This window comes from Paraburkholderia phytofirmans, from assembly GCF_046028095.1.
Taxonomy (GTDB): Bacteria; Pseudomonadota; Gammaproteobacteria; order Burkholderiales; family Burkholderiaceae; genus Paraburkholderia; species Paraburkholderia phytofirmans_A.
The window spans coordinates 785,361-802,958 of the sequence record NZ_JAQQDJ010000002.1; the positions used below are offsets into that span (position 1 = coordinate 785,361).

Sequence of the window (17,598 nt, forward strand, 5' to 3'; positions counted from 1 at the left end):
GCGCTTTTTCTCACCCACGGCTTCTTCAAATGAACGACATACGGAACATGCCCGCCGCAGAGAGTCGCGCGCGTCAATTGCTTGCCACGCATGGCCGCTTCGCATACCGCCCGATTACCGACAGCGACGCGTACCGCTGGCCCGGCGGCAGCGGACTCGCGGTCTATCTGGGTTTCAACATCGAACACTTTGCCTTTGGCGAGGGGCTCGGCGCCGCGCTCGGTCCGATCTCGCCGCAGCCGGATGTGCTGAACCATAGCTGGCGCGAATACGGCAATCGCGTCGGCGCGTGGCGCTGTATCGAGTTGTTCGATCAACTCGCGTTGCCTGCCGGCACACTCATCAACACCGCGCTCTACGATCATTGCCCGGAGTTGATCGCGGCCTGCGTGGCGCGCGGTGACGAACTGATCGGTCACGGCCACACGAACGCGCACCGCCAGAGCGATCTCGACGAAACCGGCGAACGCGAACTGCTTTTGCATTGCCGCGAAAGGATCGCTGAAGTGTCCGGCATAGCGCCGCACGGCTGGCTGTCGCCGTGGATTTCCGAATCCCATCTGACGCCCGATCTGCTCGCGGAAACCGGCTATCGCTACACGCTGAACTGGTGTCACGACGACCGTCCCGTGCGGATGGCCACACGCGGCGCGCCACTCTGGTCGATTCCGTATCCGCAGGAACTCAACGATCTGCCGATGATGGTGGGCCGCCATATGGATGGCCGCGCGTTCGCCGACATGATCGTCGACCAGTTCGACGAGATGCTCGAACAGGCCAATCGCGGCGCGCAGCCGCAGGCACTGGTGATGGGTATCGCGCTGCATCCGTATCTGGTGGGGCAGCCTTATCGCTTGCGGCATCTGCGCCGCGCGCTCAAACATATCGCCGCGGCGCGCGCCCGAGGCGACGTGTGGATCACGACGCCAGGCGCCATTGCAGATCATATGGACGTGCTGGAGCGGGACGGCGTCGTGCGCCCGGCCATCGCATGAACGCGAAAGCCGGCGCGGCTACCGCGAAAAAGCCCTTGAAAGACGATGCCGATCTCGACGCGCGCATCTATCAATCGATCTTCGACGGCGTGCTGAATCATCGTCTGACGCCGGGCACGAAGCTGCCGGAACCCGAGTTGTGCCAGTTGTTCGGCGTGGGCCGCGCGGTGGTGCGGCGCGTGCTGGAAAAGCTCGCGTATGACGGCATCGTCGTATTGCGGCCGAACAAGGGCGCGGTGATTGCCGAACCCACGCCCGATGAAACGCGCGAGATCTTCGAAGCGCGCCGCTCCGTCGAACGGATGCTGGTCGAGCTCGCCGTGCAGCGGGCGAACGCCAAAGACATCAAGGCGTTGCGTCAACAGCTCGCGAGCGAACATGAGGCGATGCATCGCTTCGACCAGCCTTCGTGGGCGACGCTCGCCAGCGGCTTTCATATGCGAATCGCCGCGCTAGCCGGCAATTCGATTCTGCAAAACTATCTGAAAGAACTGGTCTCGCGCTGCTCGCTGATCGTCGGCGTGTATGAGCCGCCGGGGCATGCGCCGTGCGAACACGCGGAGCACGCGGCGATCGTCGACTGCATCGAGGCGCGCGATGCGGCAGGCGCGATGGCCCATATGGAAGCGCACTTGCGCGACCTCGAAGAACGGATCGAAACCTCACGGATGCGCGGCGAAAAGAGCCTCGGCCAGTTGCTCGGCATCACCGCATCCGTTACTCCCCACCAGGCGTCGACATGGAAATAGATTTCGAAGCGATCACCGAATACCAGCGTTACAAGCTGATGGCGAGCCTGATCGTGCCGCGTCCGATCGCGCTCGTCACCACGCTCGGCGCCGACGGCACGATCAACGCGGCGCCGTTCTCGATGTTCAACATGCTCGGCGAGGAGCCGCCGATCGTGATGATCAGCGTCAACCGCGTGGCCGACGGCACGCTCAAGGACACGGCGGTGAACATCGTGCGCACCGGCGAATTCGTAGTGCATCTCGCGGACGAAGCCATCGCGGACAAAATGCACCGATGCGGCGAAAGACTGCCGCCGAACGTGAGCGAACTCGCCGAGGTCGGCTTGACGCCGGTGCCGAGTTCGCACGTCAAGCCGCCGCGTATTGCCGAAGCGCCCGTCGCGTTCGAGTGCACGACATGGGAGACGCTGGAGACGACGAGCCGGCAGATTTTCATTGGACGCGTGCATCGGCTGCACGCGCGGGACGAGTTGATCGACACGGAAACGTGGCGTGTTCGGCTGCAGCATTATTTCCCGGTGGGCCGCTTCGGCGCGAGCGATTATGTGACGACGCGGGATCGCTTTACGCTGGGCTGATACGGCATCACACCGCGAGCGCACGACCGTCACTGCGAGGATCATGCGCGCCCGATACCGATCCGTCAGCCTCGATGCGAATCACGCCCGGATGCCCCGCCAACGGACTTTGCGCATCGATCGCGCTCACTTCATGTCCGCGTGCGGCGAGCGCCGCGAACACGTCGGCGCCGGCGTCCGCTTCGAGTTTCAACGCGTCGCGCGTATCGGAGAACGTCTTGCCGAGCAGAAAACGCGGACGGGCGAGGGCGGTCAGCGGGTCCATGCCGTAGTCGATGAGCCGCGTGAGAATCGCCGCCAGCGTTTGCGGCTGACCGTCCGCGCCTTGCGTGCCGAACAGCAGTTGCGGGCGGCCGTCTTTCAGATACATGCCGGGGTTGAGCGTATGGAAAGGCCGCTTGCCCGGCTGCACGGCATTGTGATGCGCGGGGTTCGTGCTGAACGACGCGCCGCGGTTGTGCCACAGAATGCCGGTGTCGCCCGCCACCACGCCGCTGCCCCAATCGAAGTAGACCGTTTGCAGCACGCTCACGCTGCGGCCTTCGCAATCCGTCGCGCCGATGAACACCGTATCGCCCGGGCGGAACACATGCGGCCATGCGCGCGCTTTACGCGGATGGATTGAGCGGGCGTGGGCGTCGAGCGTAGCGGGCGAGAGCATCTCGTCGACCGGCACGATATTGAACTCCGGGTCGCAGACGAAGCGGTCACGATCCACGAACGCGCATTTGACCGCTTCCACCAGCAGGTGATAGTAGTCGGCGCTGCCTTCTGGAATTGCGGCAAGATCGAAGCGTTCCAGCGTGCCCATGATCTGCAAAGTCGTCACGCCTTGTGTGGGCGGCCGCAAGCTCACCAGTTCGCCGCCGCGATAAGCTACCCGCAGCGGCGCTTCGTCGCGCGCATGCGTGCGGGCCAGGTCGCTCGCACTGAGCGGTGAACCCGCTTGCTGCAGACCGATGGCGATGCGCTCGGCCAGATCGCCTTCATAAAACTCACGCGCGCCGAAACGCGCAATACGGTCGATGCTTTTCGCCAACGCCGGTTGCACGAAGCGCTCGTCGATCGCGGGAATACGGCCGTGCGGCGCGAAGGTCTCCGCGAAGCGGGGCAACGCCTGCAATTCGCCGGCGCGCAGGGTTTGCCAGAAATGCTGCGATGGCGTGACAGGGAAACCGTCGGCGGCAAGCTCGAGCGCACGGTCGAACAGCGACGACCACGACTGCTCGCCGCCCCAAACGCTTTGACTGATCTCGTAAGCCTGATTCCAAGTATCGACGGTCGCGGCGGTGGTGATCGCAGAAGCCGGACCGCGCAGTGGAATCGCACCGTCGAATGCGGGCAGTTGCGCCGCGGCCTGGCCGATGCCCGATAGCGTGCGCAACGTCCCTTGCCGGTCGCCGATCACCCAGAAGGCGTCGCCGCCCAGGCCCGTGAAGTGCGGGTACGTCACGCACAGCGCGGCGCCGATCGCGATTGCCGCTTCGATGGCGTTGCCGCCCGCGCGCAGGACATCGCGGCCGGCCTCGCTGGCTAACGCATGCGGACTGGTGACCATGCCGCCATGAGTGCCGGCGGGTTGTGGATTGTGCATCGATGCTCCGCTACTGAGGGTGCGCGAAAACGTGTCGCGAGTATAGATCGCGCGCGAGGCTCAGCAACGCGCGATCGCTGCCGCGCGCGCCGATCAGCGACAGCGCGAGCGGCCGGTCGAGTGCGTCGGTGAACGGGAGCGTGATCTGCGGCAGGCCGCCGAACGCGGCGAGTGAGTTCATGGTGAGCGAGTCTGCGTAGAAGCGGCCGATTACTTCGCCCGAGGTGCCTTTCCGCAATAACGAAACGGGTGTGGTGGGCATGACCAGTACCGGGTTTTCCTCTTCTTTGAACAACGAGTCCAACGCGCTGCGTAACTCCTGAAGAACCGCGCGCCATTGCGTTGCCTGCTGTCTGTCGAGTGTTTCCAGCCGCGCGAAACGCGGCGCAATGGATGGCCCGAAGCGCGGCTGCGTCGAACGAATCCATTCGCCCAGCGAGGCGTCGATTTCGAGGTCTTGCACAGCCTGATAGCATGCGAGCCAGCGAGCGCCGCCACCGCTGAACACATTGCGCGAGCTTTGCGCGCCGAGCGATTCAGCCAGCGCGGTGAGCCGCGCCGCGTCGTCGGGTTCGTTGCGCTCACGAGTCACGAACGCTTCGGCGACGCGCGTGAGGCGAACCGGCCTGTCTAAAGAAGCGCCATCACCGCACGACATCACCGGCAACAACACATCGCCCACTGCCTGCAATACATCGATCGATCGCGCGAACCAGCCAACCGTATCGAAGCACGGCGCGAACGGCAGCACGCCGTCGAGCGCAATCGCGCCATGACTTGGCCGCATGCCGAACAGACCGCAGAACGCGGCGGGTACGCGCACCGAGCCGCCGGTATCTGTGCCTAACGCAAAGTCCACGTCGCCATTCGCCACCGCCGACGCCGATCCGCTCGACGATCCGCCCGGCAGCGCTCGCGGCCAGCGCGGATTGAGCGGCGTGCCGTAGTGATGATTCCCGCCTTCGAGGCTATAGGCGAGTTCGTCAGTGATCGTCTTGCCGTCGAGCATCGCGCCGGCGGCCAGCAACGCGTCGACACATGGCGCGTGAACGCGAGCCGGCGAGTGAATCGAGAGCCAGTCGGGATTGCCGCCGCCGGTCGTCACGCCGGCGACGTCGATCAGATCCTTGACTGCAAAGCGCAAGCCGTCCAGTGGCCCGCTCGCCGTCGCGGCGAGCTGCACGCGCGGGCCCGGAATGAACGCGCTCATGCGGCGTCCGACAAGGCATCGACGATTCGCGTGGAATCCGTGACGAAGCCAAAGCATTTCTTCACGTTCCAGACAGCCGCTTCCGTGCAGAAGTCCGGCGACGACGTCGCGCAGCAGTCTTCCACCAGCACGCAGCCGTAGCCGAGGAAGTTGGCGTCGGTGAGCGAATGCAGCACGCACTGATCGGTATTCACGCCCGCGAACAGCACGGTGCGAATGCCGAGGTTGCGCAGGATGCTGTCGAGCGGCGTGTCCCAGAAGCCGCTGATCCGGTACTTGTCCACGCAGATGTCTTGCGGCAGCGGCGCGAGTTCATCGACCACCGCCGCGGCCCACGAATCTTTTTCGAGCACGTGCGAACCGTTGCTCGCGAGCGGCTCGCCGAGACCGGTGCCTGCACCGGTCGGCTTATATAGATGCAACTGATTCGGCGGCATGTTGGCGAGGTCGGGCCGGTTGCCCCAATTGACCCAGATGACCGGCACGCCGCTTTTGCGCAGCACCGGCAGCAAGCGCTGCAATGGTGCAATCGGCGCGCGGTCGACCGCGAAATCGCCCCCAATCTGGGCAACCCAACCTCCGTTGGTGCAGAAGTCGTTTTGCATGTCGATCACGATAATGGCCGTGCTGCGCAGATCGATGCGGACATTTTGCGGCTCGCACGGCAGGGTCGCGACGACCGGTTCAGGCGCGGGCAACGACATGTCGACGAGCGTTTCACTCGCGCTCCAGCGGGGCCGCCCGTCGCGGCCCAACTGACCGGAAACGCTTGTGCCGTATGCGTCGTGCTGTTTCATTGAGACTTCTCCATCGGGTTTGGATCGCTAAGGAAAGCGGGTTGCGTGGATGGCGCCACGTACTGCTTGTGTGTGCTTCGAATCGCTTCAGCAGGCAGGTTGAAAACAAGGAACACGTGCCGCAAAACCGATCACATGGCATCGAAGTTGCATTGGTTTCGTTCATGAATAACCTACTTACCCAAACCAAACGCAAAAGGAATGCCAGAATGTCGATCGCCAAGTTCAAGACCCTCGCGACCTGCGTCGTCGCGCTCGCCGCATCCACCAGTGCGATCCATGCCGTGGCCGCGGATCCGCTGCGCGTCGGCGTGCTGATTCCCGGTTCGAAGTCGGACAAAGGCTGGATGGAATCCGGCTACGACGGCCTCGTCGCGGCGCAGAAGGAACTCGGCCCGAAGCTCAAGACGCAGATGATCGAGAACATCAACTACGCCGACATGGAACAGGCGCTGACCAATCTCGCGTCGAAGAACCAGTTGGTGATCGGCGTGGGCGGGCAGACCCAGGCGTCGGTGCTGAAGATCGCGAAGCGTTTTCCCAATGTGAAGTTCGCGATCGTCGGCGGCAACAAGGGGCAGGACATGCCGCCGAACGTGGCCGGCTATGACGTCAAGCAGGCGGAGATCGCCTACGTCGCCGGCGCGGCCGCGGCGATGCTGTCGAAGAACGGCGCGGTGAGTTACGTGGGCGGCATGGAGATTCCGTCCATCGTCAACGCCGGCAAGGAGTTCGGCAACGGCGCGCGCTCCATCAATCCGAAGATCAAATACTTCGAAAGCTATACGGGCGACTTCGACAACGTGTCGAAGGCCAAGGAAGCGACGCTCGCGGCGATCTCGCAAGGCGCGGACGTCCACTATCACATTCTCAATCTCGGCTTGCGCGGCATGGAGCAGGCGGCCAACGAGAAGCACACGCACGTGATCGGCAGCTATACGGACCGCTGCGGCACCGACCCGCTGTATATCGCGTATTCGATCACCGGCGTCGGTTATCAGGTGCAGTACGCGATCGACCAGATGGCGGCCGGCACCTGGCAGCCGGGCTATAAGGCCTTTGGCCTGGCAATGGGGCCGAAAGCGTCGGGCATGGTGGTGTGCACGCCGACGCCGCAGATGTCGACGAAGATCAAGCAGATCGAACAGGACATCGAAAGCGGCAAGATCAAGGTCTCCGAAGGCTGACATGGACGCGACTTCCGCTTCTGCCACCGTGCGCGCCGACGCGCGCGTGACTGCCGGCACGCCACGCGCCGCGGTGCTGCGCATGCACGGCATCGTCAAACGCTTCGGCGCGTTTCAGGCGCTCACCGATGTCTCGCTCGAACTCTTCGCCGGCGAAGTGCATTGCCTGCTCGGCGAAAACGGCGCGGGCAAGTCGACGCTATGCAACGTGATGTTCGGCGTGCATCAGCCCGACGCGGGCGCGATGTGGCTCGACGGCGCGCCGTACCAGCCGCATAGTCCGCGCGACGCGCTCACGCACGGCATCGCGATGGTTCATCAGCACTTCAGCCTCGTGGAAGACGTGAGCGTGCTCGATAACCTGCTGCTCGGGCAGGCGCGCGGCTGGCTCGATCGCAAAGGCGAGGCGCAGCGCGTGCGTGCGTTGGTGGCGGAACTCGGGCTCGCGCTCGATCCGGATGCGCGGGTCGCCGATCTCTCTGTGGGTGAAAAGCAGCGCGTCGAGATCGTCAAATGTCTGATTCGCGAGCCGCGTCTGCTGGTGCTGGATGAACCGACGGCCGTGCTGTTGCCCGCCGAAATCGATGCGTTGCTCGACACCTGCGCACGTGTCGTCGCGCGCGGCTGCGCGGTCGTGCTGGTGACGCACAAGCTGGCCGAGATCCGGCGTATCGCGAGCCGCGCGACGGTGTTGCAAAGCGGCCGCGTGGTGGCCCGTTCGAGCACGCCGTCCGCCGATGTCGACGCACTCGTGCGGGCGATGATTCAACGTCCGGACAGTGCGAATCAAGGCGCCGCTGCGGATTCCAATGCGACGGCCACGCCGCGTTCAGCAACCCGCAGCGCGTCGCCCTACACCCGTCCGCTGGCCGACGAAGCCTTGCAGATCGACGGCCTCACGGTGCGCGACGCCGACGGTGTGACGCGCCTCGAAGACTGCACGCTGGTGGTCAACCGCGGTGAAATCGTCGGCATTGCGGGCGTGGAGGGTAATGGGCAGAGCGAACTCGGCGCGGTGCTCGCGGGCATGCAGAAGGCGAGTGCGGGGCGCTTCTTCGTGCAGGGCAAGGATTGCACTCAGGCCGCACCGCAAACCTTGACGAAGGCGGGTGTCGGCGTCGTGCCGGAAGATCGCCACGCGGTCGGTTGCGTGCCCGACATGAGCCTGACTGAGAACCTCTTTCTCAACCGGCTCGACGACTACGCGCGGCGTGGCTTCATGCGACGTCGCGCGATGCGCCGCGATGCGCGCGCGCTGATGCAGCGCTTCGACGTGCGCGCCGCGAGCCCCGATGTCGCGTTTCGCGGCCTCTCCGGCGGCAATCAGCAGAAAGCGGTGCTGGCGCGCGAACTCACGCTCGACGGCCTCGCCGTGCTGGTGGCCGCGCAGCCCACGCGCGGGCTCGATGTCGGCGCGGTGGCCGCGGTCTACGACCATATCCGCGCGGCACGCGACGAAGGCGTCGGCGTGCTGCTGATCTCGTCCGAACTCGACGAACTGATGGCGGTGGCCGACCGCGTCCTCGTCATGTATCGCGGCCGCATCATGGGCACTTGCGTGCCGGAGGCGTCGCAACTCAATCTTCAACGCGAGCGCATTGGCGCATGGATGGCAGGGCAGACAGCATGAGCACATTATCGAGTCCATTTCCCCGCGCCGCATGGCGCGATTCGCGGCGCCTGAGAACGGCGGCGGTGTTGAGCGGCGCCGCGCTCGTCGCGATCGTGGCGGCCATGGCGCTGATTGCGCTCGTCCACGTGCCGCTCGGCGACGCCATGGCCGCGTTCGCCGACGGTGCGTGGGGCTCGCCGTACGCGATCGGCGCGTCGATCAATCGCAGCCTGGTGTTCGCGCTCGTCGGCAGCGGCTTCGTGCTGGCCAATCGCGCGCAGCTGACCAATGTGGGCGGCGAAGGACAGATCGCGATGGGCGGCATCGCCGCCACGGCGGTCAGTCTTTATGGCCACGTCGCGCATCTGCCGCTCGGCTTGGCGTTCATCGTGCCGATGCTGGCGGCCGCATTGGCGGGCGCCGCGTGGGGCGCGATTCCCGGCTGGCTGAAATCGCGCGCCGGCACCAACGAGGTGATCAGCACACTGCTGCTGACGTTCATCGCCGTATGGCTTCTCTACTGGTGCGTGCAATCGGAAGCGCTGCTGCGCCAGCCGATGAGCAACGCGGCCACGCTGCCCGAATCGCTGGATATTCCCGACTCGACCAAACTGCCGTTGCTCGCCAGTTCGAGTTCGACGGGACTGCATATCGGCCTGCCGATCACCATCGTGCTGTGCATCGCGGTGGCGCTCGTGCTGGTGTATAGCCGCTTCGGCATGCATCTGCGCGCGGTCGGTCTGAACGCGCTGGCCGCGCGCCGCGCCGGCATGCCGATTACCTCCACCATCGTCGGCGCGCTGGCGCTGGCCGGCGCGCTCGGCGGACTCGCCGGTGCGTTGATGCTGCAAGGCGATCAGTACTCGCTGAAAGCGGGCTTTTCCTCGGGCTATGGGTTCGACGGCCTCGTGGTCGGTTTGCTCGCGCGCGGCTCGATCACCGGCGTGTGCGCGGCGGCGCTGCTGTTCGGCTTTCTGCGCTCGGGCGGCATCAATATGGAAATGGTCGCGTCGGTGCCGTCGGCGCTGGTGCTGGTGGTGCAGGGCATCGTGATCGTCGCGCTGGCGGGCGGCTCGTTGTGGCTCGAACCGAAAGGAGCACGTTGATGAACGCGGAATTCGTAGCGGTTTTCGTCGGCTCGTCGATCCGTTTTGCGGCGCCGTTGATGCTGGCATCGACCGGCGAGTTGATCAGCGAGCGGGCCGGTGTGCTCAACATGAGCGTGGAAGGCATGATGCTCTCCGGGGCGTTTCTCGGCGCGGCCGGCGCATGGGCGACCGGCAACGCAACGCTCGGGCTCGCGATCGGCATGCTCGGCGTGCTGCCGATCGCGTTGCTGCAAGCGTTCCTTAGCGTGACGCTGCGCGCCAATCAGATCGTGACCGGCATCGGCATCAACATTCTTGCGCTCGGCGCGACCACGCTCGCCTATCGCGAGTTGTTCGGCGAGCGTTCGAGCGCGGTGATCCCTGGGCTCGCGCGCTGGTCGCCGCCGGGACTCGGCGCGCTGCCCGTGATCGGCGAGCCAGTGTTTCATCAGGTGTGGCTGGTTTATCTCGGCCTCGCGATTCTGCTCGCGACTTCGCTCGTCATGCGGCGTACCGCGCTCGGCGTCGCGCTGCATGCGGTCGGCGCGGCGCCCAGGTCGGTCGATCAATCGGGCCTCTCGGTGACGCGCCTGCGTTATGGCGCGGTGCTGTTTTCCGGCGTCATGTCCGGCGCGGCGGGTTGCTTCATTTCGATCGGCGACATTCATACCTTCACCGAAGGGATGACGAGCGGAGCCGGCTATCTGGCGATTGCCGCGATCATCTTCGGTAACTGGAAGATCGGCCGCACGGTGGGCGCGTGTCTGCTGTTCGGCGCCGCGAGCGCGTTGCAGTTCCAATTGCCGTTGATCGGCGTGCAGGTGCCGACCGCGCTGCTGGTGATGCTGCCTTATTTGCTCGCGCTGATCGCGGTGGCCGGGCTGATCGGTCGGCAAACCGCGCCGCTCGCGCTCACCCAGCCGTTTCGCCGCTGAGGCCGCGCTTACAATGCCGGTAGTCATGCATCGCCACGCATCCACTTGACGCCACGCTTTCCCTCCTTATGACACGTGCTTCAGCCCGATCGGTTTCCGCTGTACCCGCCGTTGCTTCGACAGAGCCCACGACCCAGCGTCAAAAGCTCGCGGCGGCGACCCGTCAGCGCATCTTCAGGATTGCGATCGCGGAGTTCTCGGACAAAGGCCTGAGCGGCGCGCGAGTGGAGACGATCGCGAGCCGCTCGAAGGTCAACATCCGGATGATCTATCACTACTTCGGCGGCAAGGAAGCGCTCTATCTGGAAGTGCTCGAGTTCGTGCTGGGACGGCTGCGCGAAGCCGAGTTGAAGCTCAAGCTCGATGTCGACCAGATCGATCCGGTCACGGCCATCGTGCAGCTTTACGATTTCATCGAAGGACACTTCGCGGCGCATCCCGAACTATCGAAGCTGCTCTCGTTCGAGAACCTGAACCGCGCCCGCGTGATGAAACGTTCGAGCGCGATTCCGGAAATGTCGTCGCCGGTGCTGACCCTGTTGCGTACGGTGATCGCGCGCGGCGAGGACGACGGCTCGTTGCGCAAGGGTATGGACCCGTTGCATCTGTACGTGGCGCTGGTCAGTCTGTGCTCGTTCCACAAGTCGAATGCTTATACGTTGTCGCGCATTTTCAACACCGACATGCTCGCCGCGCAGTGGCAGGGAGATCACAAAGCGCAGGCGCATGAGATGGTGCGCGCGTTCGTGGTGGCTCCGGCATCGCAGCCGGCGTTGCCGAAGCGCGCGTTGGCGCGAATCCAGGGCGCGTGAGCCCCGAGTTGGTGAGCGCTGCACCACGGTCAGCGTGGGGCGGGGCGTTTTCGGCGGTGCCTGGCGCGCGGCCGGACCGGGCGGAGAACCAAGCCCAGCAGGGGTTCGAAGCGGTTTATCGACACTGAATAAGCACTTGGCATAGCTCCTGCTAATTTGAGTCCAAACTTGTATTCAAGATTGAACTCAAGGAAAAACAGGTGCCAATTTCTTCACCCATGACGGTCAAAGGCTTGCTCGCGGCATACGCGGCAGGCAGCGTGACGCCGACCGAAGCCGTGTCGTCGGCGCTGGCGCGAATCGAAGCCAGCGACCGACCGGAAGCCTGGATTCTGCGTGTGCCGGCAGCCGACGTGCAGGCCCGCGCGAAGGCGCTCGAAGCGTTATACGACGCGCAGGGCAGCGCCGTCTTCGAACAGATGCCGCTGTTCGGCGTGCCGTTCGCGGTCAAGGACAACATCGACGTCGCCGGCTTGCCGACTACGGCCGCTTGCGACTCTTTCGCCTACACGCCGGACACGTCGGCGTTCGCCGTGCAGCGGCTCATCGACGCCGGCGCCATCCTGATCGGCAAGACCAATCTCGATCAGTTCGCCACCGGCCTCGTCGGCACGCGTTCGCCGTATGGCGCCGTGCGGCACAGCGAGTCGCCGCTGCGCGTGTCGGGTGGTTCCAGTTCGGGCTCGGCGGTCGCGGTGGCGGCGGGTTGCGTGGCGTTTTCGCTCGGCACCGACACCGCGGGTTCCGGCCGCGTGCCTGCCGGATTCAACGGGCTGGTTGGTCTGAAACCGTCGCTGGGACTGGTCAGCAAACGCGGCGTGGTGCCCGCGTGCCGAAGCCTCGATACGATCTCCGTGTTCGCGCATGACGTCGACGATGCCTGGCGCGTGCTCTGCGAAATCGCCTGCTTCGATTCGCTCGACGGCTACTCGCGCAAGGTGCCGAGCCTTGGCCTGCTGCGTTCGGCTCCACGCATCGGCGTGCCGGAGCGACTGGAGTTCTATGGCGACACTATCGCCAGCCGGGCGTTTGCAACCGCGCTCGACACGCTCACCACGCATCTGCATCTGCCGACGCAAGCAATCGACTTCGAGCCGCTCAAGGCGGTCTCCGCCTTGCTCTACGACGGCCCGTGGGTCGCGGAACGGCGCGCGGCGCTCGGCGCGTTTTTCGAAACCCATCATCAGGCGATCGATGCGGTCGTGGCCAAGGTGATCGGCAAGGCCGAGCAGTTCAGCGCCGCCGATGCCTTCAACGGCCAGTACGCGCTGGCCGATCTGAAGCGTCACGCCGAAGCGCTCTTTGAAACCATCGACATCCTGATCGTGCCCACCACGCCGACGCATCCTTTGATCGCCGACGTGCAGGCCAATCCCGTCGAGTTGAACAGTCAGCTCGGCTACTACACCAACTTCGTCAACCTGCTCGATCTATGCGCGCTGGCCGTGCCCTGTCAGCGGCGCAGCGACGGCTTGCCGGCCGGCGTGACGCTGATCGCGCCGAGCGGCGCGGATCGGCGCCTCGCCGAATTGGGCGCACGGATTCAGGCGTTGTTCGCGAATGGCGCCGAAACCGCGGAGGCCGTAACAACCACCACGCTCATCCAGCCGTTGCCGTTTCAAGAGCCCACCGTGACCCTCGCGGTGGTCGGCGCGCATCTGCGCGGCCAGCCGTTGAACTGGCAACTCCAGCAGGCCGGCGCGCGTTTCGTGAAAGCGACGCACAGCGCACCCGGCTACAAGCTCTACGCACTCGCCAACACCCAGCCGCCGAAGCCCGGCCTCGTGCGTTCGACGGAACAGCAAGGCCAGCCGATCGACATCGAACTTTGGGAAGTGCCGCTGCGCAGCTTCGGCCAATTCGTCGCCGACGTGCCCGCGCCGCTCGGCATCGGCACGTTGCAACTCGCCGACGGCCACAGCGTGAAAGGCTTCATCTGCGAGCCGTCGGCGGTAAGCGAGGACAGCGGCGCGCTCGACATCACGTCGTTCGGCGGCTGGCTCGCGTATCTCGCCAGCATCAAGGCCAACCCGCAAGCCGATACCCAGGCCAACGCTCTTTAACCTTCGATCAGGAATTGGACACCATGACCAGCCGCCGCCATTTCATCAAGAGCGCCAGCCTGTTGACGCTCGGCAATATTCTGCCCATCCAGTCGGTGTTCGCCGCGCCGAAGACGACAGTCGGCGTGATCTACGTCGGCGCGCGCGGCGACTACGGCTACAACCAGGCGCAGGCGCAAGCCGCCGCGGTGATCAAGAAAATGCCTGACGTGAAGGTGGTGGAAGAAGAGAACGTGCCCGAGACCATCGCCGTGCAGAAGACCATGGAAGCGATGATCGAACAGGACGGCGCCACGCTCATTTTCGCGACCTCGTTCGGCTACTTCGACCCGCACGTGCTGAAGATGGCGGCGAAGTATCCGAAGGTGCGATTCGCCCATTGCGGCGGTTTGTGGAAGCAGGGCAACCCGTCGAACATCACCAGCTACTTCGGCTATATCGACGAATGCCAGTACCTGAACGGCGTGGTCGCCGGGCATATGACGAAGAGCAAGAAGCTCGGCTTCGTCGCGGCCAAGCCGATTCCGCAGGTGCTGCGCAATATCAATTCGTTCACGCTCGGCGCGCAGTCGGTCGATCCGTCCATCACCACGCAGGTGATTTTCACGGGCGACTGGTCGATGCCGGTGAAGGAGGCCGAAGCCACCAACAGCCTCGTCGATCAGGGCTGCGATGTGCTGACCTGTCACGTCGACGGTCCGAAGGTCGTAGTCGAGACCGCGGAAAAACGCGGCGCGATGAGCTGCGGCTACCACGCAAGCCAGGCCGCGCTCGCGCCCAAGGGTTATCTGACCGGCGCGGAATGGGATTGGGCGACGCCGTACAGGCAACTGGTGACGGGTGCGCAAGCCGGCACGCCGCAACCCAACGTCTTGCGCGGCGGCCTGAAAGAAGGCTTCGTGAAGATGTCGCCGTACGGCGCGAAGGTCACGGCCGCCGCGAAGCAGAACGCCGACTCGATCAGAAGCAGCATGGTGGCCGGCAATTTCGTGATCTTCAAAGGCCCGATGAAGGACAACAAGGGCGGCACGGCGATCGCCTCGGGCGCGAGTCACGCTCAGACCGACTACACGCTGGAAAGCATGAACTATCTGGTCGCGGGCGTCGTCGGCCAGATCTGATTCCGATGACGGCGATGTTTGCTTCAATCAAGGAGCCGTGATGCGTCCCAATGCCTCTGCCGCGAGAGTGATGCTCTCGCTCCTGCCCGCGCTGCCGACCGTGCTGGCGGTGCTCGGCACCTTGCTGCTGTTCTCGCTGTTTCTGCTGGTGCAGGGACAGCCGGCGCCCGACGCGATCGCGCTGATTTTCCAGGGCGCGTTCGGTTCGTCGTTCGCGTGGCAAAGCACGTTGCTGCGCGCCGCGCCGCTGATGCTCACGGCTTTGTGTGTCGCGTTGCCCGCACAGGTCGGCCTGATCGTGATCGGCGGCGAGGGCGCACTCGCGCTCGGCGGCATGTGCGCCGCCATCGTCCCGCAGATGCTGCCGCATAACACGCCCTGGCTCATCGCCACACCGTTGATGGCGCTCGCCGGCATGCTCGCCGGCGGCGTCTGGATCGGCGCGGTCGGCGCGTTGCGGCAATGGCGCGGTGTCAACGAGACGATCAGCAGCCTGTTGATGTCGTATATCGCGATCGCGGTATTCAAGCATCTGGTGGAAGGGCCGCTGCGCGATCCGGCAAGCCTGAACAAACCGTCGACGCTGCCGGTGCCCGACGCGATGATGATCGGTTCGATCCCCGGACTCGAAACACATTGGGGCCTGTTCTGGGGCGTCGTTGCATGCATCGCGGCATGGGTGTTCGTGAAGTTCAGCACTAAAGGCTTTGCGATGCGCGTGGTCGGCGGCAGCAATCGCGCGGCGCGTCTGGTCGGTTTGCCGGTCAATATGCTCGCGCTGACGGCGTGCGTGCTGGGCGGCGCCGCGGCCGGCCTCGGCGGCATGTTCGAAGTGGCGGCGGTGCAGGGCAGCGCGAACGCGTCGCTGCTCGCGGGCTACGGTTACGCGGGCATTCTCGTCGCTTTCGCCGCGCGCCAGAATCCGCTCGCGATCATCGCGTGCGCGCTGATGATCGGCGGCATCGAGGCGAGCGGCAGTCTGCTGCAACGGCGCCTCGATTTGCCCGATGCCACCACGCTCGTCCTGCAAGGGCTGCTGTTCGCCAACCTGCTCGCGTGGGAAGCGCTCGGCGGCCGCATCGCCGCATGGCGCGTGAAGTTGCAAGCCGTCGCGCAAACCGATCTTCCCGTGCAACTGGAGCAGACCCATGCCTGATATGCACTCGCCCATCGTCATTCTTTTGCTGTCGCTGTTCGCGGGAGCGATCCGCGTCAGCACGCCTTATCTGTTCGTCAGTCTCGGCGAGTGTCTGACCGAGAAGGGCGGCCGCGTGAATCTCGGCCTGGAAGGCATTCTCGTGTCCGGCGCGATGAGCGGTTACGCGGGCGCGTTTCTGAGCGGCTCGCCGTGGATGGGTGTGCTTGCCGCAGGTTTGGTCGGCTTGCTGCTCGGCTGCCTGCACGGTCTCGTGTGTTCGTTGCCGCGCGTGTCGGATATCGCGTTCGGCATTGCGTTGATGCTGCTCGGCACCGGACTCGCGTTCTATCTCGGCAAGCCGTTTATCGAACCGCAGGCGCCGATGCTGCCGTTCATCGATCTCGGCGCGTGGAGTTCGTCGCCGCAATTGCATAACGCGCTGCATCTGAACCTGCTGTTCGTGATCGGCGTGGCGCTCGCGTTCGTTCTGCAATGGGGCTTGCGCAATACGCGCTGGGGCATGGTGCTGCGGCTCGTCGGCGATCACGCGGAAACGGCGCGCGCGATGGGCTATCCGCTCACGCGTGTGCGTATCGCGGCGACGGCGGTGGGCGGCGTTTTTGCGGGCGTCGGCGGTGCGTATCTGTCGTTGGTGTATCCGGGGAGCTGGAACGAAGGGCTCTCCAGCGGCCAGGGGCTGATGGCGGTCGCGCTGGTGATCTTCGCGCGCTGGCAGCCGCTGCGCTGTTTGTGGGCCGCGTTGCTGTTCGGTGCCGCGGGCGCGCTCGGACCGGCGTTGCAGGCGATCGGCGTGACAAGCGGCTACTACCTCTATAACGCCGCGCCTTATGTGCTGACGCTCGTGATCATGATCATCAACTGCCGTCCGGATCGCACGCTGGCGGGCGCGCCTGGCGAGCTGAGCCTGACGCGCTGACACGGGCGCTGACACGGGCGCTGACACGCTCGCCCATTCACGGACCTTGCCGATATTCACGAACCCAAACCAGGACACCCAGACCATGACCCGATTCATCGAAGCGAGACCCTACCCGTGGCCCTACGACGGCGACCTGCGCCCGGAGAACACCGCGCTCGTGATCATCGACATGCAGACGGATTTCTGCGGCCACGGCGGCTACGTCGACAAGATGGGCTACGACCTCTCGCTCACGCGCGCGCCGATCGAGCCGATCAAACGCGTGCTGAAGACGATGCGTGAGCAGGGCTTCACGATCATTCACACGCGCGAAGGCCATCGCCCGGATCTTTCCGATCTGCCCGCCAACAAGCGCTGGCGCAGCCGCCGCGCGGGCACCAACGGCGTGGGCATCGGCGACGATGGTCCGTGCGGCAAGATCCTCGTGCGCGGCGAACCGGGCTGGGACATCATCGACGAACTGAAGCCACTTGCGGGCGAGATCGTGATCGACAAGCCCGGCAAGGGCTCGTTCTGCGCGACCGATCTCGAACTGATCCTGCGCACGCGTGGCATCGAGAATCTGATTCTGACCGGCATCACGACCGACGTCTGCGTGCACACGACCATGCGCGAAGCGAACGACCGCGGTTTCGAATGCACGGTGCTCGCCGACTGCTGCGGGGCGACCGACAAGAGCAATCACGACGCCGCCTTGCACATGATCACGATGCAAGGCGGGGTGTTCGGCACGGTGTCGGACTCCGGCGCTTTGCTGCTAACGCTAGGTGGATGAT

Annotated in this window: 16 protein-coding genes; 13 read left to right on the forward strand and 3 right to left on the reverse strand. The window is 64.9% G+C overall.

Features of this window, described 5'->3' with window-relative positions; all coding sequences use genetic code 11:
• Positions 1-29 precede the first annotated feature (29 nt).
• Genes PQR54_RS08035 through PQR54_RS08045 form a run of 3 tightly spaced genes read left to right on the forward strand, consistent with a single transcriptional unit; the run spans position 30 to position 2,325 of the window.
• Positions 30-995: a polysaccharide deacetylase family protein gene (locus PQR54_RS08035; protein WP_408244848.1), complete on the forward strand. Its 966-nt coding sequence runs from the start codon at positions 30-32 to the stop codon at positions 993-995.
• A complete protein-coding gene (locus tag PQR54_RS08040; RefSeq protein WP_408244849.1) occupies positions 992-1,744 on the forward strand; it encodes a GntR family transcriptional regulator in 753 nt (250 codons plus the stop codon). Before PQR54_RS08035 ends, PQR54_RS08040 begins: the two co-directional genes overlap by 4 nt.
• A complete protein-coding gene (locus PQR54_RS08045) occupies positions 1,735-2,325 on the forward strand; it encodes a flavin reductase family protein (protein ID WP_408244850.1) in 591 nt (196 codons plus the stop codon). The genes PQR54_RS08040 and PQR54_RS08045 overlap by 10 nt, the downstream gene beginning before the upstream one ends.
• A 7-nt stretch (positions 2,326-2,332) precedes the next feature.
• On the opposite strand, the gene PQR54_RS08050 is transcribed toward PQR54_RS08045, so the two are convergent.
• The 3 genes from PQR54_RS08050 to PQR54_RS08060 are packed head-to-tail and all read right to left on the reverse strand — an operon-like array spanning position 2,333 to position 5,926.
• Positions 2,333-3,919, reverse strand: coding sequence for a gamma-glutamyltransferase family protein (locus PQR54_RS08050; RefSeq protein WP_408244851.1), 1,587 nt, complete (start codon positions 3,917-3,919; stop codon positions 2,333-2,335).
• A gap of 10 nt (positions 3,920-3,929) precedes the next feature.
• Positions 3,930-5,129: an amidase gene (locus tag PQR54_RS08055; protein ID WP_408244852.1), complete on the reverse strand. Its 1,200-nt coding sequence runs from the start codon at positions 5,127-5,129 to the stop codon at positions 3,930-3,932.
• Positions 5,126-5,926 (reverse strand): cysteine hydrolase family protein, encoded by an 801-nt coding sequence (locus PQR54_RS08060; RefSeq protein WP_408244853.1) that lies wholly within the window; start codon positions 5,924-5,926, stop codon positions 5,126-5,128. Before PQR54_RS08060 ends, PQR54_RS08055 begins: the two co-directional genes overlap by 4 nt.
• A gap of 209 nt (positions 5,927-6,135) precedes the next feature.
• On the opposite strand from PQR54_RS08060, the gene PQR54_RS08065 reads away from it, so the two are divergent.
• From PQR54_RS08065 to biuH, 10 genes are all read left to right on the forward strand, one after another.
• On the forward strand, positions 6,136-7,113 hold the full coding sequence (locus PQR54_RS08065) for a BMP family protein (RefSeq protein WP_106308871.1): 978 nt from the start codon (positions 6,136-6,138) through the stop codon (positions 7,111-7,113).
• A 1-nt stretch (position 7,114) separates the two neighbouring features.
• Positions 7,115-8,743, forward strand: a complete 1,629-nt coding sequence (locus tag PQR54_RS08070; protein WP_408244854.1) for an ABC transporter ATP-binding protein — start codon at positions 7,115-7,117, stop codon at positions 8,741-8,743.
• Positions 8,740-9,831: an ABC transporter permease gene (locus PQR54_RS08075; protein WP_408244855.1), complete on the forward strand. Its 1,092-nt coding sequence runs from the start codon at positions 8,740-8,742 to the stop codon at positions 9,829-9,831. Before PQR54_RS08070 ends, PQR54_RS08075 begins: the two co-directional genes overlap by 4 nt.
• Positions 9,831-10,748, forward strand: a complete 918-nt coding sequence (locus tag PQR54_RS08080; RefSeq protein WP_012427113.1) for an ABC transporter permease — start codon at positions 9,831-9,833, stop codon at positions 10,746-10,748. Before PQR54_RS08075 ends, PQR54_RS08080 begins: the two co-directional genes overlap by 1 nt.
• 68 nt (positions 10,749-10,816) lie before the next feature.
• Complete coding sequence (locus PQR54_RS08085) at positions 10,817-11,560, forward strand: TetR/AcrR family transcriptional regulator (protein ID WP_408244856.1); 744 nt, start codon at positions 10,817-10,819, stop codon at positions 11,558-11,560.
• Between the two features lie 218 nt (positions 11,561-11,778).
• Positions 11,779-13,623 carry an allophanate hydrolase gene (gene atzF, locus PQR54_RS08090; protein ID WP_408245016.1) on the forward strand — a complete coding sequence of 615 codons (1,845 nt, stop codon included), beginning with the start codon at positions 11,779-11,781 and terminating at the stop codon, positions 13,621-13,623.
• A gap of 23 nt (positions 13,624-13,646) precedes the next feature.
• Positions 13,647-14,744, forward strand: a complete 1,098-nt coding sequence (locus PQR54_RS08095) for a BMP family ABC transporter substrate-binding protein (RefSeq protein ID WP_408244857.1) — start codon at positions 13,647-13,649, stop codon at positions 14,742-14,744.
• 40 nt (positions 14,745-14,784) lie between these two features.
• Positions 14,785-15,900, forward strand: a complete 1,116-nt coding sequence (locus tag PQR54_RS08100) for an ABC transporter permease (RefSeq protein WP_408244858.1) — start codon at positions 14,785-14,787, stop codon at positions 15,898-15,900.
• Positions 15,893-16,819 (forward strand): ABC transporter permease, encoded by a 927-nt coding sequence (locus PQR54_RS08105; RefSeq protein ID WP_408244859.1) that lies wholly within the window; start codon positions 15,893-15,895, stop codon positions 16,817-16,819. The genes PQR54_RS08100 and PQR54_RS08105 overlap by 8 nt, the downstream gene beginning before the upstream one ends.
• An 85-nt stretch (positions 16,820-16,904) precedes the next feature.
• The gene (gene biuH, locus PQR54_RS08110) at positions 16,905-17,597 is read left to right on the forward strand and encodes a biuret amidohydrolase (protein WP_408244860.1); all 693 of its coding nucleotides are present in this window, start codon (positions 16,905-16,907) and stop codon (positions 17,595-17,597) included.
• Position 17,598: the final 1 nt, after the last annotated feature.

Bases quoted from the DNA above. Each gene is read 5' to 3' on its own strand.
- PQR54_RS08045 (WP_408244850.1), top strand. From the start codon at position 1,735: ATGGAAATAGATTTCGAAGCGATCACCGAATACCAGCGTTACAAGCTG.
- atzF (WP_408245016.1), top strand. From the start codon at position 11,779: ATGACGGTCAAAGGCTTGCTCGCGGCATACGCGGCAGGCAGCGTGACG.
- PQR54_RS08070 (WP_408244854.1), top strand. From the start codon at position 7,115: ATGGACGCGACTTCCGCTTCTGCCACCGTGCGCGCCGACGCGCGCGTG.
- PQR54_RS08080 (WP_012427113.1), top strand. From the start codon at position 9,831: ATGAACGCGGAATTCGTAGCGGTTTTCGTCGGCTCGTCGATCCGTTTT.
- PQR54_RS08095 (WP_408244857.1), top strand. From the start codon at position 13,647: ATGACCAGCCGCCGCCATTTCATCAAGAGCGCCAGCCTGTTGACGCTC.
- PQR54_RS08065 (WP_106308871.1), top strand. From the start codon at position 6,136: ATGTCGATCGCCAAGTTCAAGACCCTCGCGACCTGCGTCGTCGCGCTC.
- PQR54_RS08085 (WP_408244856.1), top strand. From the start codon at position 10,817: ATGACACGTGCTTCAGCCCGATCGGTTTCCGCTGTACCCGCCGTTGCT.
- biuH (WP_408244860.1), top strand. From the start codon at position 16,905: ATGACCCGATTCATCGAAGCGAGACCCTACCCGTGGCCCTACGACGGC.
- PQR54_RS08075 (WP_408244855.1), top strand. From the start codon at position 8,740: ATGAGCACATTATCGAGTCCATTTCCCCGCGCCGCATGGCGCGATTCG.
- PQR54_RS08060 (WP_408244853.1), bottom strand. From the start codon at position 5,926: ATGAAACAGCACGACGCATACGGCACAAGCGTTTCCGGTCAGTTGGGC.
- PQR54_RS08040 (WP_408244849.1), top strand. From the start codon at position 992: ATGAACGCGAAAGCCGGCGCGGCTACCGCGAAAAAGCCCTTGAAAGAC.
- PQR54_RS08100 (WP_408244858.1), top strand. From the start codon at position 14,785: ATGCGTCCCAATGCCTCTGCCGCGAGAGTGATGCTCTCGCTCCTGCCC.
- PQR54_RS08050 (WP_408244851.1), bottom strand. From the start codon at position 3,919: ATGCACAATCCACAACCCGCCGGCACTCATGGCGGCATGGTCACCAGT.
- PQR54_RS08055 (WP_408244852.1), bottom strand. From the start codon at position 5,129: ATGAGCGCGTTCATTCCGGGCCCGCGCGTGCAGCTCGCCGCGACGGCG.
- PQR54_RS08105 (WP_408244859.1), top strand. From the start codon at position 15,893: ATGCCTGATATGCACTCGCCCATCGTCATTCTTTTGCTGTCGCTGTTC.
- PQR54_RS08035 (WP_408244848.1), top strand. From the start codon at position 30: ATGAACGACATACGGAACATGCCCGCCGCAGAGAGTCGCGCGCGTCAA.